This window comes from Pseudonocardia yuanmonensis (assembly GCF_039542425.1).
Lineage (GTDB): Bacteria > Actinomycetota > Actinomycetes > Mycobacteriales > Pseudonocardiaceae > Pseudonocardia > Pseudonocardia yuanmonensis.
Genome location: NZ_BAABIC010000038.1, coordinates 1 through 15438, shown reverse-complemented (window position 1 = coordinate 15438; position 15438 = coordinate 1). Strand labels below are relative to the sequence as shown.

The 15438-nt window shown below is 71.5% G+C and carries 10 protein-coding genes and 1 pseudogene; 6 read left to right on the top strand and 5 right to left on the bottom strand.

The annotated features are described in order from the left end of the window. Positions 1-151: 151 nt before the first annotated feature. A complete protein-coding gene (eccD, locus tag ABD990_RS32855) occupies positions 152-1576 on the top strand; it encodes a type VII secretion integral membrane protein EccD (RefSeq protein WP_345384709.1) in 1425 nt (474 codons plus the stop codon). Then, positions 1573-2742 carry a S8 family serine peptidase gene (locus ABD990_RS32850; protein WP_345384708.1) on the top strand — a complete coding sequence of 390 codons (1170 nt, stop codon included), beginning with the start codon at positions 1573-1575 and terminating at the stop codon, positions 2740-2742. Before eccD ends, ABD990_RS32850 begins: the two co-directional genes overlap by 4 nt. On the opposite strand, the gene ABD990_RS32845 is transcribed toward ABD990_RS32850, so the two are convergent. Further along, positions 2710-3264, bottom strand: a complete 555-nt coding sequence (locus tag ABD990_RS32845) for an Rv1733c family protein (RefSeq protein ID WP_345384707.1) — start codon at positions 3262-3264, stop codon at positions 2710-2712. The genes ABD990_RS32850 and ABD990_RS32845 overlap by 33 nt on opposite strands. An 89-nt stretch (positions 3265-3353) precedes the next feature. Between ABD990_RS32845 and ABD990_RS32840 the strand changes: the two genes are divergently transcribed. Next, positions 3354-4226 carry a LysR family transcriptional regulator gene (locus ABD990_RS32840; protein WP_345384706.1) on the top strand — a complete coding sequence of 291 codons (873 nt, stop codon included), beginning with the start codon at positions 3354-3356 and terminating at the stop codon, positions 4224-4226. Here ABD990_RS32840 and eccB read toward each other — a convergent pair whose 3' ends face one another. Continuing rightward, entirely contained in the window at positions 4227-5579 is a 1353-nt protein-coding gene (gene eccB, locus ABD990_RS32835) for a type VII secretion protein EccB (RefSeq protein ID WP_345384705.1), read from the bottom strand. Between the two features lie 990 nt (positions 5580-6569). On the opposite strand from eccB, the gene ABD990_RS32830 reads away from it, so the two are divergent. Then, positions 6570-6782: a hypothetical protein gene (locus ABD990_RS32830; protein WP_345384704.1), complete on the top strand. Its 213-nt coding sequence runs from the start codon at positions 6570-6572 to the stop codon at positions 6780-6782. Between the two features lie 472 nt (positions 6783-7254). Here the strand turns inward: ABD990_RS32830 and ABD990_RS32825 are convergent, their stop codons facing one another. Then, positions 7255-11313 carry an nSTAND1 domain-containing NTPase gene (locus ABD990_RS32825; RefSeq protein WP_345384703.1) on the bottom strand — a complete coding sequence of 1353 codons (4059 nt, stop codon included), beginning with the start codon at positions 11311-11313 and terminating at the stop codon, positions 7255-7257. A 350-nt stretch (positions 11314-11663) separates the two neighbouring features. On the opposite strand from ABD990_RS32825, the gene ABD990_RS32820 reads away from it, so the two are divergent. Beyond that, positions 11664-12794: a site-specific integrase gene (locus tag ABD990_RS32820; RefSeq protein ID WP_345384702.1), complete on the top strand. Its 1131-nt coding sequence runs from the start codon at positions 11664-11666 to the stop codon at positions 12792-12794. Between the two features lie 306 nt (positions 12795-13100). On the opposite strand, the gene ABD990_RS32815 is transcribed toward ABD990_RS32820, so the two are convergent. Next, positions 13101-13793: a hypothetical protein gene (locus ABD990_RS32815; RefSeq protein WP_345384701.1), complete on the bottom strand. Its 693-nt coding sequence runs from the start codon at positions 13791-13793 to the stop codon at positions 13101-13103. Positions 13794-14613: 820 nt separating this feature from the next. Between ABD990_RS32815 and ABD990_RS32810 the strand changes: the two genes are divergently transcribed. Further along, complete coding sequence (locus ABD990_RS32810) at positions 14614-15201, top strand: RNA polymerase sigma factor (protein ID WP_345384700.1); 588 nt, start codon at positions 14614-14616, stop codon at positions 15199-15201. A 7-nt stretch (positions 15202-15208) separates the two neighbouring features. On the opposite strand, the pseudogene ABD990_RS32805 reads toward ABD990_RS32810, so the two are convergent. Continuing rightward, positions 15209-15438, bottom strand: a pseudogene (locus ABD990_RS32805) (IS630 family transposase); the annotation flags it as partial.

Genomic DNA, 15438 nt, shown 5'->3' with positions numbered 1-15438 from the left:
GCGACGTCGACCGTCCCCACTCGTGCCCCCACTTTCGCCGAACGGCCGCGGGCGGGCACCCGTCCGGCCGATACTGCCCTCGGATGATCGCAACGCGTCCCCCTCCGCGGGGCCGTTTCGCCGAAGTCGTGAGGGACCGGGGAGGTCGTGTGTGGACGCCTACCGCCGCGTGACGGTGCTGGCCCCGGCCTGCCGGCTCGACGTCGCGTTGCCCGCGGACCTCGCCGTCGCCGAGCTGGTGCCGATGGTGCGGGAGCTGCTCGGCGAGCCGGAACCCGCCGGGCGGGCGCCGGCGCCCTGGCGGCTCGACGGCGCGGCCGGTGCTCCGCTCCCACCCGGCGCCACGCTCGCCCAACTCGGGGTGCACGACGGCGAGCTGTTGCGGATCGGCCCGGCCGTCGCCCCGCCGCCGCCCCCGCGCTTCGACGACCTGCCCGAGGCCCTCGCCGCGGCCGTCGAGGCCGGGGCGCGGGGCGGCGACGACCGGGCGCTCCACGCCGCGCTTCTCGTCGTGGTGACGAGTACGTCCGTGCTGCTCGGGGCGCTACGCGGGGGCGAACTGCTCGTCACCGCGGCCGGCATCGCGGTGGGGATCGGGGCGGCGACGGGTGCGCTCGTCGTCGCACGCGGTGGCGGTCGCGCAGCGACGCCCGGCGCCGTCGCCGAGTCACCCGTGCGCACCGGTGCCGAGCTCCCGACGACGTCCGCTGCGGGCTCCGCGGCCAGGCCGCGAGGCCTCGTCCCCGCCCTGTGCGCGCTCCCACCCGCGGCAGCGGCCGGATGGCTGCTCGCGCCCGGCTCGCCGACCGCGGCAGCGCTGGGCGCGGCGCTGCTCCTCGCCCTCGGCGCGGCGACGGCGCAGACCGTCGTGCGGGTCGTCGCGCCCGTCCTGACCGCCGCGTTCCTCGTCGGGACGACGACCACGGCGGCCTGCACGGTGCTGCTGCTCACCGGCGGCACACCGGCGACGGCGGGTGCGGCGTGCGCGGTCACCGGCGTGCTGGCCGCGCCGCTGCTCCCGCGGGTGGCGCTGCGGCTCGCCGGAGTGCTCCCGGCCGACGCGGCCGTCGTGCCGGAGCGCCTCGGCGCAGGCGGGCCGTCGGCCCCACCCTGCTCGACGGGCGACGGGGCGGTGCAGGTCGATCTCGCCCGCCGACACCTCGCCGGCCTGGTGCTCGGCACGGCCGTCGGCACCGCGGGCGGCGCGGTGCTCGCCGCGGCCGCACCGGGCTGGTGGGGGCCGCTCCTGGCCGCCGCCGCCAGCGCCGTGCTCCTCCTGCGCGCGAGGGGGTTCGCCGAGCCGCTGCCCGCCCGCGCCCTGCAGGTGGCGGGGCTGCTCGGCGGGGCCGGCGCCGCGGTGGCGGGGACGCTGACGGCGCCGGCCCCGGTCCGGCTCCTGGTCGCCCTCGCGATCCTCGGCGCGCTGCTCACCGTGCTCGGCCGGCACGGCCGCCCGGGCCGGATCGGGCCGGTCGGCCGGCGAACCGTCGACCTCGCCGAGCTCGTCCTCACCGCGCTCTGCATCCCGCTCGCCGCCGGGGCGCTCGACCTGTTCGCGCTGGTCCGCGGGTGGTGAGCGCGCTCGTCCCGGTCGCCGCGCTGCTGGTCGCGCTCGCGGCCGGCCCGGAGGGCGGGCTGAGCCAGGTGACCGAGTGCGTCGGCGCGGGCGGCAGCGGTCGGGGCGGCGGCCTGCCGCTCGCCGAGGTGCACGCGCTGGCCGACGGCACGGGCGTGCGGGTCGCGGTGATCGACACCGGGGTGGCGCCGCACGCCCGCCTGCCCCGGCTGGCCGGCGGCGGCGACTACCTCACCGGCGGCGACGGCCTCACCGACTGCGACGGGCACGGCACCGCGGTCGCCGGCCTGCTCGCCGCGACCCCCGACCCGGAGGACGACGTCGTCGGCGTGGCACCGGGCGTCGAGGTCGTCGCGATCCGGCAGGCCAGCCCGTCGTTCGCGGTGACGACGCCCAGCGGGGAGACCATGCCCGCGGGCGACACCGCATCGCTCGCCCAGGCGGTGCTGCGGGCCGTCGGGCTCGGCGCCTCGGTCGTGACGATCAGTGAGGCCGTGTGCCTCGACGCCGCCCGCGCCGCCGTCGTCGGACGGCCGTTGCGGGCCGCCCTGCAGGTGGCGAAGGCCGCCGACGTGCTGGTCGTCGCCGCTGCCGGCAACGTCGGCTCCGGCGGCTGCACCGGCGAACCCGGCGAGGTGCCGCTGCCCGCCGCCGCGGGCTGGTCCGGCAGCACTGGCGTGCTCGACGACGGCGTGCTCGCCGTCGCCGCCACCACCCCGGACGACGCCCCGGCGGCCTTCACCGTCCACGGCCCGTGGGTCGACCTCGCCGCCCGCGGGACCGGCCTGCGCTCGCTCGCTCCGGGCTCGGGGCTGACCGGTGCCGATCTGCAGGGCACGAGCCTGGCGGTCCCGGTCGTCGCGGGCGCGGCCGCGCTGGTCCGCCAGCGCGTCCCGGAGCTCGACGCGGCGGAGGTCGCCGAACGCCTCGTCGCCGGCTCCCGGCGCGTCCCAGGCGGGCGGTCCGACGCGCTCGGCGCCGGCGTCGTCGATCCGCTGGCCGCCCTCACCCTGCTGCCCGCGACCGGACCGCCGCCGACCACCGTCGGGACCGCGGCCGGCCCGCCGCCGCACCGCACCCCCGCCTGGCTGCCCCTCGCGGCGGTCACGGCCCTGTGCGCCCTCGCCGCGGCCTCACCGCTGCTCGCCCGGCGGCTCCGTCCGTGAGCTGCGCCCGCTCCAGAGCGGCTCCGCCGCCGCCCACTCCTCGGCGATGCGGCGCGCCCGCTGCCGGGCCGCCGCGACCGCGGTGACCACGAGCGCCGCGGCGATCAGGGCCCAGCCGAGCAGTGCGGCGACGACGCCGACGACGACCGCGTCGGCCGCGCCCGTCGTCGGCGGGGACACCGGCTCACCCGCGGCGTCGATCCAGATCGGGACGGTCCGGCCCGCAGGGGTGCCCGCGTCGACGCTCAGCGACCCGAGGTGGCTCGTCCCGTCCGGCCCGAGCCAGATCGCCGGCACCCGGGCCTGCGGCAGCAACGCGTTCTCGTCCGGCCCGCTGCTCGGTGCGGCGTCGACGAGGGTCGCCTCGGTCCGGAAGAGCTCCGGCGCGGCGCGGGACACCGCCCGCGCGCCGGCCGCGTCGCCGAGGAGCACCGCCGCGACCAGCACGAGCAGGGCCGCGACCGGCGCGATCCGGCGCACCACCGCCGCCACCCGCTCGACGTCGACCCCGTTGTGCTCCACGGATCGAGGATGGGCGGCCGGCCGGGGACGCACAATGCGCCGTTCGCCGGGTGTGCCTTCGGCCGGGCCGAAGGCAGTATCGTCCCACGATGGCCTTCGACCTGCTCGATCTCCGGCTCTTCCTCGCCGTGGTCGAGCACGGCAGCATCACCCGCGCCGCGGAGCTGGTGCACCTCTCCCTGCCCTCGGCCAGCGGCCGGATCCGCGCGATGGAGGCCGCTTCCGGGGCGCCGCTGCTCGACCGGCACCGACGCGGGGTCCGCCCCACCCGGCCGGGCGCCCTGCTCCTCGCGCACGCGCGGGAGATCGTCGAGCGCCACGACCGGATGCGCCTGGAGCTCGCCGACCTCGCAGGCCGGCCGGCCACGGTCACCGTCCTGGCCAACACCTCCGCGTCGAGCCTGTTGCCGGCGGTCCTGGTCGGCTTCCTGGCCGATCATCCCGACGCCGACGTGGACCTCCTGGAGCGGCCGAGCCACCGGATCGTCGTCGGGCTGACGTCCGGGCGCGCCGAGTTCGGGCTCCTCGCCGACACCGTCGACCTCGGCGGGCTGGAGACGGTCCGGCTGTGTCCCGATCCGCTGCTCGTCGCCTGCGCCCCGGACCATCCGCTGGCCGCGGCGGGCCGCCTCGCCTTCGCCGACGTCCTCGACCGGCCCTTCGTCGGCTACGCCGAGGGCAACCCGCTCGAGGAACACCTCCGCCGGCAGGCGCTACCGCTCGGCGCCCATCCGCGGCACCGCGGCCGCTTCCCCGACACGGCGTCCGTGTGCCGGGCGGTGGCGGCGGGCGTCGGGATCGCGATCCTGCCGGCGCGCAACATCGCCGAGGGGCTCGTCGGCATCCCGCTCGACGACGCCTGGGCCCAGCGCACTCTCGTCCTCGCGACCCGGGACCGGGCCGGGCTCAGCCGTCCCGCCCGCACCCTGGCCGACCGCATCCGCCGCGAGCTGACCGGCTGACTAGCCCGCGGACCCGACGGACCCGCCGGACCCGACCGCGCGGCGGGCGTCGGCGAGGTCGAGGCGGCCGCCCTGCGGGAGCAGCCGCAGCACCGCCTCGGGCCCGGCCGGCAGCGCGCTCGGCAGGCCGAGGGCCGCGGCGGTGTCGGCGTCGGCGACGCCGTGGGCGATCCCGCCGGCCGAGACGAGCCAGACCGTCCCGCCCCCGGTCGGTGACACCGCCCGCACCGGGCCGCCGCCGAGCAGCACGGCCGCGGTCGCCTCGCCCCCGACGAGCGGCACCCGCACCCCCTCCGGGACCGCCGGGATCCCCGGACTCACGCTCACCCCCGTCCGCCCGTCGACGGACGTCGCACACACCACGCCCGGCGCCGACGACCACGTCGGCACGCGGTCCGGCCACCCGGCGGTGGGCAGCGTCGCGAGCCGCGGGACCTCGGCGACCACCGCGGGCGTCACCTCGCGGGGGCCCAAGCCGCCCTGCGCCCGCAGCACCTCGGCGAGCGTCGACGGCACCTCCTGGACGCCGCCCGGCACGATCGCGAGGTAGGTGCGGCCGCCGTCGAGGCCGGTGGTCGTCAGGACGTCGCCGGGCCGGCCGGGCACCCCGCGGGGGCCCGGCCCGTCGGGCAGGACGGGCGGCGCCCACGCCGGTCCCTCGGGGATCGCGGACAGCGTCGACGGGCCCACCCGCCGGGGTGTGAGGCCGGCGAGGCCGAGCCCGGCCGCGACGGTCGGGTCGGCGCCGATCGCGTGCCGGACGCCCTCGAGCACCGCGAACCGCTCGCCGCCGGGCGCCTCCACGAACAGCGCAGGATCATCGCGCTGGTCGAACTGCAAGGTCCCCGCCAGCACGGTCGTACCGTCCGGCCCGTCGCACACGGCCCAGCGCTCGGGCACCGCGGGCCCGCCGAGCCGCACCCCGACGGCGCCGGGCACCAGGGCCGGGGCGGTGCGCGCCGCGCCCGCCAGCTCGTCGTCCTGCACCATCCGCGGCTCGCCGGCGGGCAGTCCGAGGGCGGCCAGCACGAGCCGGCCGGCAACGGCGTCGGGCACCGGGACGAGCCGGTCGGGTTCGTGGGCGACGGCGTACACCGCGCCCGACGGCGTGCCCACCACCAGGGCCTGCCGGGCCCAGTCCGGCCGGGGCGCGAGCGCCGCCTGCACGGCCGCGGCGGCGAGGCCGAGCAGCGCGAGGACGACACCGACCAGCGTCGCCCGGCGCTGCGCGCGCAGCTGCTCGTGCAGCGGCACCGGATCGGCGCGCACCAACGCTGCCTCCAGCCGCCGCAGGCCGTAGCGATGGGCGTCGGCCTGGTCGCGGGTGGCGGGCGGCGGGACCGGGAACGGCACGCCCGGACGCTAGCTCCGCGGCCGCTCCGCCCGGGGCGGAACGGGAGAACTCGCCCCTCTCGAACTCACGACTCGCGCCGCCGGAACTCCCGACTCGCGGAAGCCCACAGCCCGACTCGCGGAAGCCCACACCCCGACTCGCGGAAGCCCACACCCCGACTCGCGGGAGCTCACAACGCGACTCGCGGAAGGCCGTTGTGCGACTCGCTAGGTCGTTGATCGACTCGGGGTGCAGGGCGCGGTCGAGGACCCGGTTGCCTTTGAGATCTTGCGCAGGACCGGGCCGGTGGTGATCGCGGCGGCGTCGAGCCAGGTGCGCAGGGCGGTGACCGGGCAGCGGGCGCGGCGGTTGGCGTAGGCAGCACGACGAGCTCGCTCTGCTCACCGCGCGGGTTGGTCTTCGACCGGGGGCAGCGCCAGGACCAGCCCGCGGTCCGTGGGTGCTGAGCTGTTCGACGGTCAGCGCGGCAAGCTCGGAGCGGCGCAGCGCGCCCCAGAACCCGACCAACAGCAGGGCCCGGTCGCGCAGGCCCGCCAGGTCCGGTTCCGGGGGCGGGTCTTCCAGGTGCGGGTCTGCGGGCAGTTCGCGAGCACGTCGTCGAGCGCCGGGGGCATGAGCGGGGCGGACTGCTCGGGTGGGGCGCCGTGGGTGCGTCGGATGCCCTCCCACACCGCGACCACCCGCGCTCCGGTCCTCGGATCCGGAAAGGTCGCGCAGCTGGTGAGCGAAGCGAATCGACGACAGTCGCCGGCTCATCGTGCCGACCTTGGCGCCGTGGCGGGCGAGCTCGGTGAGGTAGGTGGAGATGGTGTCGGCGGCCGCAGGCGACGGCGGCGTCCGGAGCGGGTGCACCAAGCAGTGAATTCGGCCGTCGCGGCGTGGCAATGGCGCGCGGCGCAGCCGCTCGTGGGCGGTCTTCCACCCGCCCCGCGGTGCCGGAGTACTGCCGCTGCACCCCGGGGTGGCGCCAGGCCATGCGGAAGCTCGGCATGATCGACACGAAGACCGCGCACCGAGGCGCCGTCGCCGACCCTGATCCGCTCGCAGCGGGCAGCGGTTGGCGCGGGCTGGTCGGGGCCCGCTTCGTCGACACCACCGACGACCCGCGCGAGGCGCTGCACTGGATCACTGACCAGCGCATCTCCTGCCTACACCGTCCAGGCCGGGTGGGGCAACGAGCAGGAATGGCTCGACCGCCTTGAGCTCACCTGGTACATGCTCACCAACACCGCCTCGCCGGCTGGCGGTGGCTTCGCCATCGGCGGCGGCCGCTCCGTTGAGATCTACGCCAGCCCGATGACCGCCCAGGCCTGCTCGGGCGGGCATCGACAGATGCCCGTGAGCCTCCCTGGGCGCGGTTCGGGGCGGGTGTTCGGGGGTCGGATGCCACCGCAGGAAGCCATCGGACGGGTACAAGATCTGGCGAGCGCCTTAAGAACTAAACCTGGTCGCTGCACTGGTAGACGAATTCGCATGCGCAGGCGCGGCGAACAGCACTAGCACGAGGGGCTGTCAAGGATTGGCCGCGGCCATTAGCCGACTGTCGACGGCAGGGACCGTGCTGCGACCTTCAATCAAGGAGCCGCCGCGTGCGCGCGCTGAGAAAGCAGGTCTCGACTCGCCGCCCCTTGCCTGACTGACATAAGCACGTATGTGGGACGCCAGTCCGGCGGTTCAATCGAAGTATTCGGCCGCTGGCGCATCGGGCGGTGCTCCTTGGCCAGCGGGCAAGTCGGGGCAGGTGCGCTCGTAAGGAAGGTCTGGCAGTAGTTGACTCCATTCAGCCAAGGTCAGGTTGCGGTTAACAAGTTCACATCCGGCTGTCTGCCAGGATTCAAAGAATGGGTTCCACAGCCGCGCCGTGCCATCTTCGCTGCCGGTGGCCAGCAATCGTCCGTCCGGACTGAATGCCACGCCGAGCACCGCGTTGGTGTGGCCGGTCAGCGGTGGGCCGTGTGGCTGGCCAGTGGCCACGTCCCATAGCCGGACGGTCTCATCCCAGCTGGCGGTGGCCAGCAGGCTCCCGTCCGGGCTGAAGGCCACCCCGACAACCCCGTTGGTGTGGCCGGTCAGCGGTGGACCGTGCGGCTGGCCAGTGGCCACGTCCCACAGCCGCACCGTGGCATCGAGACTGGCGCTAGCCAGCAGGGCCCCGTCCGGCCTGAACGCTAACCCAATAACCGTGTTGACATGTCCGATCAGAGGCGGCCCGGAGGGTTGGCCGGTGGCGACGTCCCACAGCCATACAGAGCCGTCGAGGCTGGAGGTTGCCAGCAACTTCTTGTTCGGGCTGAACGCTACCGCTTGGATCCGGGGGTGGCCGGTCAGTGGTAGACCGTGCGGCTGGCCAGTGGCTACGTCCCACAGCCGCGCCGTGCCATCGGGACTGGCGCTGGCCAGTAGAGCTCCGTCTGAGCTGAAGGCCACCCCAACAACCACGTTGGTGTGGCCGGTCAGCGGCGGACCGTGCGGTTGGCCAGTGGCTACGTCCCACAGCCGCACCGTCTGATCCCCGCTGGCGCTGGCCAGTAGAGCTCCGTCTGGGCTGAAGGCCACCCCGTTAACCTCGCTGGTGTGGCCGGTCAGCGGCGGACCGTGTGGCTGGCCAGTGGCCACGTCCCACAGTTGCACCATGCCATCGAGACCGGCGCTGGCCAACAGGGTCCCGTTCGGGCTGAAGGCCACCCCGAAAACCCCATTGCTGTGGCCGATCAGCGGTCGGCTGATGGAGCTAGTTTCGGCCACGTCGAATAGCCGCACTGTGGTGTCTCCACCAGCGGTCGCTAGCAGCCGCCCGTCCGGACTGAATGCCACCCCGAAGACATCGTTAGTGTGGCCAATCAGCGGCTGCCCGGAGGGTTGGCCAGTGGCCACGTCCCACAAACGCACCGTGCCATCACGGTTGGCGCTAGCCAGTAGCCGCCCGTCTGGGCTGAACGCCACTCTCCACACCGTGCCCGAACGGCCGGCCAGCGGCTGCCCGGAGGGTTGGCCGGTGGCCACTTCCCACAGTCGCACTGTGCCGTCTTCGCCGGCCGTGGCCAGCAGCCGGCCGTCCGGGCTGAACACCACTCCATACACCCCATACCTGTGGCCGGTCAGCGGCTGCCTGGAGGGTTGGCCGGTGGCCACGTCCCACAACCGCACCGTGCCGTCCATGCCTGCGCTGGCCAGCAGCTGCCCGTCCGGACTAAACGCCAACTCGTGCACCAGCTCGGTGTGGCCGGTCAGCGGTTGCCCGGAGGCTTGGCTCGTGGCCACGTCCCACAGTCGCACGGTGCCGTCACCGCCACCGGTTGCCAGCAGCCGCCCATCCGGGCTAAACGCAACGCCGACGACCCCACCGGTATGGCCGGTCAGCGCTGGACCGTGCGGCTGACCGGTGGCTACGTCCCACAACCGCACGACGCCCTCGGCGCGATCGGTGTTGCCTCCGCTGCTGGCCAGCAGCCGCCCGTCGGGGCTGAATGCCACTCCGTAGACGTCGTCCAAATCGCCGGTCAGCGGCTGCCCGAAGGGTTGGCCGACAGCCACGTCCCACAACCGCACGGTGCCGTCGACGCCCGCGCTAGCCAGCAGCCGCCCGTCCGGACTGAATGCCACCACATTTACCCGTTCGGTGTGACCGGGAAGCAGCCGTGATGCGTGGGTGACTCGAGCTAGTCCGGTAATGAGAGCGGTCGGCGGCTGCGGCATGTTGTCGCGGGCCAGGCTAAGGCTCTGCAGAGCGGCCAGGATCGCCGTGTCCGGTCGGGTGTTAGCAAGCCGCTCCGCTTCATCGGCGAGCTCCCGGGACAGCGCCAGCCGGGTCTGAGCCTGGGCTTTCTGGTTCGCGATCACAGCCACCCCTGCGGCTACCAGCGCAGCGACCAGCAGCAGCGCCAGGCCACCGGCCAGTGCGCGGAGCCGTCGGTTGGACCGACGGGCGACCTCCAGCTCCCGGGTGGCCAGGGAGCGGCTGGCCTCCAAGAATTGTTGTTCGAGCGGTCCGAGCTCGTGCGGGTGCTGAACGGCCCAGCCGTCGATCATGGCTAGTCGGCCACCCCGCAGCAGGTAGGAGTCATCGCGCCGTCCGTGCTGCCAGTCGGCGGCCAGTCGCTCCAGCTCCGAGCGCAGCCGCAGAAGGTTCCGATCGAGTTCGATCGCGTCGTGTAGCGGAGGCCATTGGCGCAGCAGCGCTTCATGAGCGACCTCGACAGTCCCGTCGGCGCCGGAATCGCCCGAGCCGTAGTCGCTAACGAGCAGGGAGGCGTCGACGAAAGCGTCGATCACCGCCTGTTCTTCGGCAGTAAATGCGCTGCGGCGCAGACGCCGACGGGTGGGCTGTTCGTCGCCCGCGACCGAGGCTAGCCGCATGAGCGTCGGCAGGACCAGCTGTCCGTGCCCGCGCCGGTCCAGCTCCTCCGTCAGCAGGTCGGCCCGGCGCCGCAGGGCGCCGACCACGCCGCCGACGGCATCGTAGTCAGCCTCGGCGACGGTCCCCTGATGCACCACGCGCTGGTAGAGCTCGTGCAGGGTATAACCGAGCAGCGGCAGCGCGTCGCCCCCTGCCGTGTCCTCCACCATCCGCTCGACCAACCCGGGGGCGAAATCCAGGCCCGCCCGGTGTGCGGGGCCCGCAATTACCTCGGCCAGCCGACTACGACTCAGCGGTTCAATGACCAGTGGGTCGTCGATCGCCTCGGCCAACCCGGCCCGATCGGGAGCGGTGCTGAGAAATTCGGAGCGTACTGTGGCCACCGCCCACACCGGGCTGTCCTCGTGCAATGCGCCAACGAGCAGTTTGAGAAAGGCCTGCTGCTCGTGGGTGCCGGTGCGGATCAGCAGCTCCTCGGCCTGGTCAATGACGATCAGCACGCCGGGTCGACCGGTGCCGTTGGCGCCTAGGTCGGCCAGCTGCCCGGCCAGCATGACCAGCCCCGCCGATCCCCGCGTGAGTACGGCGGCCATCTCGTTGATTGGGCGGGGGTAGCCGCGGGTGCCAAAGGCTCGTCCCAAGCTGCCGGCTAGAGTGGTAGTGGGTTGCCGGCCGGGCCGAAGCGGCGGCACCACCATCCAACGCTCTGGCATCCGGGCCAGCCGGGGCAGTAGCCCAGCATGCAGCAGAGAGGACTTGCCACTTCCCGAGGGACCGACAACGGCCACGAATCGTCCCGGGCCGTGTTGGAGGGTCGGGGTTAGCAGCTCGACTAGCCGGTGGGTCTCCTGTTGGCGACCGAAGAATACCGCGGCGTCCTCGTAAGCGAACGGCGCCAGGCCGGGATATGGCGAGCGCTGTGAGTCCCAGGCGAAGGAGTCGGCCGGGTCCAGGCCCGCTGCGTGTAGCCCAGCCAGCAGCCGGTCGAGCCCCGGCTCGGGGTCGATCAGATCGGTCCATTGCACATCGGCCAGCAGCTGCAATCCGACGCCACGCTCCAGCCGCACGGGAAACACCGGTCGACCCAGCGACCGGGCCAGGCCCACTTCCAGAAGGCACCACGAGGACGTCACCGACGCCTCACTAGCCAGGTAGATCACCGCGTCGCTGCGGCGCAGCTGCGCGTACAACTCCCGCTCCCAGTTCCGCCCGGCGGAAATGCCCTGCTCGGGGTCGAAGTCGACGAACAAGGCGGCGAAGCCCGCGGCCCGGAGCCGCGCCACGACCCGCTCGACGACCGCTCGATCCCGGCTGCTGTGACTGATAAATATCGACGCCATTGACCCGCCCCTTTGCTGGCGCGTCGCTGAACTCACCTCGCTCCTACACTGCGAGGCAGACCCAGGGAGAAAACAGCTAACTCCCACCGGAGACAGATAGCAAGGGCACTGAGATACGCGCTGCGTAAAAGATGATCTATGTCCGTGTCCAGTGACGGCCCGGGCCCGCGGCCGTGTCGGTACGCCAGTGTGTAGAAGGCGGGCGGCGCGTCGACTAAGCCGTGCTCACAGTCCAGGCTCAGTGTCAAGTACGCACAAGTGTCGGTCGGAGAGTCAATCACCCGGGATAATGCAGCGAATCCCGTCTAGTAGCCCGGCTAGACGGTGCACGACGAGCGCGGCGCGTCGGGCCGGGGACTGTCGGTGGCCCCGGCTAGGGTCCGCCCGTGCGTGATCACCTTTCGGCCGCTCTGGTCTCCACGGGGCATGATTGGGCCGAGGGGACTGTCACAACGTCGGACTACAACTCATGCGAAGCAGCGGGGGAGCGGACCGCCCTGGGGTTCCCGACCGGCGCGCCCGCCTCCGGGCGCCTCGAGCTCGCTGGCGAGATCCCGCTGACCGAGGAGGAGGCCGGCTATGCCGCGGCCTCCCGGGCGGCCAACACCCTGCGCGACTACCGCAGCGACTGGACCGACTTCTCCACCTGGTGTGCTGCCCACGAGCTGGCGCCACTACCGGCCGACCCGGCGGCGCTCACCGGCTACCTCACCGAGCTGGCCGCGCGCGGGCACAAGGTGGGCACGCTGTCGCGGCGGCTCTCGGCGATCCGCTTCGCCCACCAGCTCGCCAATCATCCCGATCCCGGCGCCGGCGCCCGGGTGGGGGCGGTGTGGGAGGGGATCCGGCGCACCCACGGTGCCCCGCCCGAGCAGGCCGCCCCGCTCATGCCGCCCGAGCTGTTCGACGTGGTCGCCGCCTGCCCCGAGACCCGGCGCTGGAAGACCCGTGCCCCCGAGCCGGACCTGGCCGGGCTGCGCGACCGCGCCCTGCTGCTGGTCGGGTTCTTCGCCGCGCTGCGCCGCAGCGAACTCGCCGCGCTCACCATCGACCAGCTCACCGAGCATGACCACGGCTCCCACCGGGGCCTGGTCCTCGGCATCCCGCGGTCGAAGACCAACCAGACCGACGCTCAGCGCGAGCTCGTCGTGCTGCCCCGGGCGCACCGCCCAGACCGCTGCCCAGTCACCGCCCTACAGGCCTGGCTCGACGCCGCCGGCATCAGCGAGGGCCCGGTGCTGCGCAAGGTCACCAAGGCCAACCGGCCCACCGGCCGTCCACTGCACCCGGAGTCGGTGAACAAGTTGCTGAACGCGATCGCCCGCGCCGGCCTCGGCGGCGGGCCCTGGTCGGCGCACTCGCTGCGGGCCGGGTTCGTTACCTACGCCCACCTACGCGGCGCCTCCGACCGCGCCATCGCCCACCAGACGCGGCACCGCTCCCTGGCCTCGGTCGGCGCCTACGTGCGGATCCACCAGGCCTGGGAGAACAACGCCGCCACGCTGCTCGGCCTTTGAAGTCGCGACCCCGGACGCACGCGACGCCGCCGGACGCGTGATGCTACCGGTGCGGCGTGTCGCTCGCGCCACCGGAAATGAGCGCGAAGATGCCGAGTATCTGCGAGAACTGGCTCGTTTGCTCCTCGACTTGACTTTCGCGTTTTTCTTCGTCATATTGAGACATCTAGCTATGCTTGGGTTATGGAGCTATGGGCATCCGCTCATAATGTCGACCTGCTTAGCCACCTACGGCGTGGTCAGCTCAAAGCGTCGGCGCTTCTCTTCGCCTTGGTGGGCGGCCATAGGGTGCCTTACCGGCAAGACCTAGGAAGCTGGTGACGCAATCGAAGCCCCTGGGGGGCTGGCGCCAGGATGCAGAGTCGGCGACGGCGCTTTAGCCCAGCGCTCTGCTTTGAAGAAGGCGGCTGTGTAGCTGATGAGGTGCGCTCGAGCAGCTGAGTAATCCATAGTTTTGGGATCGGCCTTGGCAAACTCTTTGATCAGGGGCATGTAGGCGTCCCGACGCTGCTTCTTTTTGGCCTTTGAGAGTTCTGCATCAGGCGTGTTCATGATCTCGGCGAAGACTCGGTTGCTGGCATGAATCAGTCGCAGATCATCCAACCCGTCGAGCCACTTCGTTGCGCTCTTGGCCGCCTCGGCATCAAGCCAATCAACTATCCAGCCAACACCTTTAGCAAGAAGCGACTTCGCCTCTTTGAGTCTATCCTCCTGTTTGCTTCCTCTGGAGCGAGCGCCAACATCAATGCAAAGCGCAAGTGTTCCAGTGACCCCATAGAGAAAGCCATTCAAGTATACGTTTCCTGTGGGGTTCGCCTTGCTTATGTATGCCGTAGCCCAACCAATTAGGCCACCACCGCCGCCTGCGAGGATGAAGTAGCCAAGCAGCCAACACGTACTTCGACCCCAGCACCAGCTAAACCAGAACTGATAGTTTTTGACTGGAAAGCTGAAAATGCCAAAGAAAGCTGCAGTGGCGACGGCAATCGCTAGCGACATACCCGCCCACCCATGCTCACAGAGAGTGATTGCTCGTTCCTGATGACGATGCTTGAGAGTAGCGTGTAACACCTGGCAGGGGTACGGCGACCTTCCTGAAAGCAGTTGACCAACCACTGAGGGTGGCGATGGACCGGCGGGGGCGGCCACACCGAGCGACGGCACGGCTCCGTTCTGCTGATTCGAACAAGCGCTCGAAGGCGTACCAAACGGCAGTCAATGCGTGGCGCTCTGCTGGCTGGCCATCTCGAGCGCCCACAGCCGCTGAGTACGTCGAGATAAGGCGATGCCTCGCCGACTACGTCGTCATCACCTACCAGGGACGTGTTAGCCAAGAGACCGCCGAAGAGATCGTCAGGCTCGCGGTCCATCTCTTTGGTCCACACATGTTCACTCGCCCTGCCGCAGGTCAGGGCCCCCAGCCAAGCCCGGAGGACCTCCTCAACTGGCTCTTAGATACTGGTCTTGATGCCGCCCGAGGGAAGATGCCCGAGACGGCACACAGCGAGCATTACCCGTGGCTTCGACGACCAACGCCAGTAGCCCAGGACCGTGAGGTCGCCGAGTCACTCTTCAGCGCCACTCCCGAAGCTGTACAGACGTGCCTTCGGCATCTGGTAGCCAAGAGGCTCGATGTTGAGTTCGTGATCGTCACGGAGTACCTGGATCTAGCCAAGCCTGCGCCGGCCGAACCTCCTCGCTGCAGCCAGGTAGCTGAAAGACTGAGCGGGCATCGACTTCTCGCCGGCGTAGTGGTTACAGAGCGTCACGTTGAGCAAGTCCTACTCAGCTTCCGGAATCTTCTGTCCAAGGTCGCCTGATGAAGGAAGCGACCCCCATCGAAGTCCTCTGGTCGAGAGCCACGAGCGGTGATGACTCCGCCTGGAATGAGATCATCCGGAGCAACGCAAACTTGGTTCTCCAAGCCGCCTTGACTACAGGATTATCTCGTCACGACGCCGAAGAAGTGCTCCAGCAGACCTTCACGAAGTTGGTCACGAATTCACACCAGATCGAAGACCCATCCCGCCTGAGGAGCTGGTTGGTGACTACCGTCCGACGAGAGGCCTGGGATCTCCGTCGCCGCCAGGGAAGGGAACTCCTAGTTGATGCGGAAACCATCGAGCTGGCGAGTCCCCCAAGCGACGAGAGCGTTGCGACGGCTTTTGACCGGCGGGCAACTGCGGCAGAGGTGCGGCGAATCATGGCTCGCCTCGCAAGCAGCAAGGATGAGACGGCGTTCAAGGTGCTGACGTACCTTCTCGACGAGCTCGAGAAAGGGGGCTCGTATCCCAGCCAGCGGGAGATCGGAGAGGCTGTGGGGATCAGCCATGCAGCGGTAGCAAAAGCACTCGCCCGAATCCGGCCTCAGTTCAAGGCCGCCTACCTGGCTGTCAAAGACGTCTAGTGCCTCGTCAGGCAACGTTCGGTAGATCGGGTTTGCGGATCTTGGACTCGGGGGCGAAGCGTCGCTTGGGGCGGGCGTGGCGGTTGGCCCAGCGGATGTAGCCGGCAATCGCGGCTTCCTGCGCGGTGTGGGAGGGGTAGTCGCTGCCGTCGAGGGTGAAGTAGCGCAGCGCGGTGAATTCCGACTCGATCCAGTTCAGCCAGGAGGCGTGGGTCGGGGTGAACACCAACTCGACAT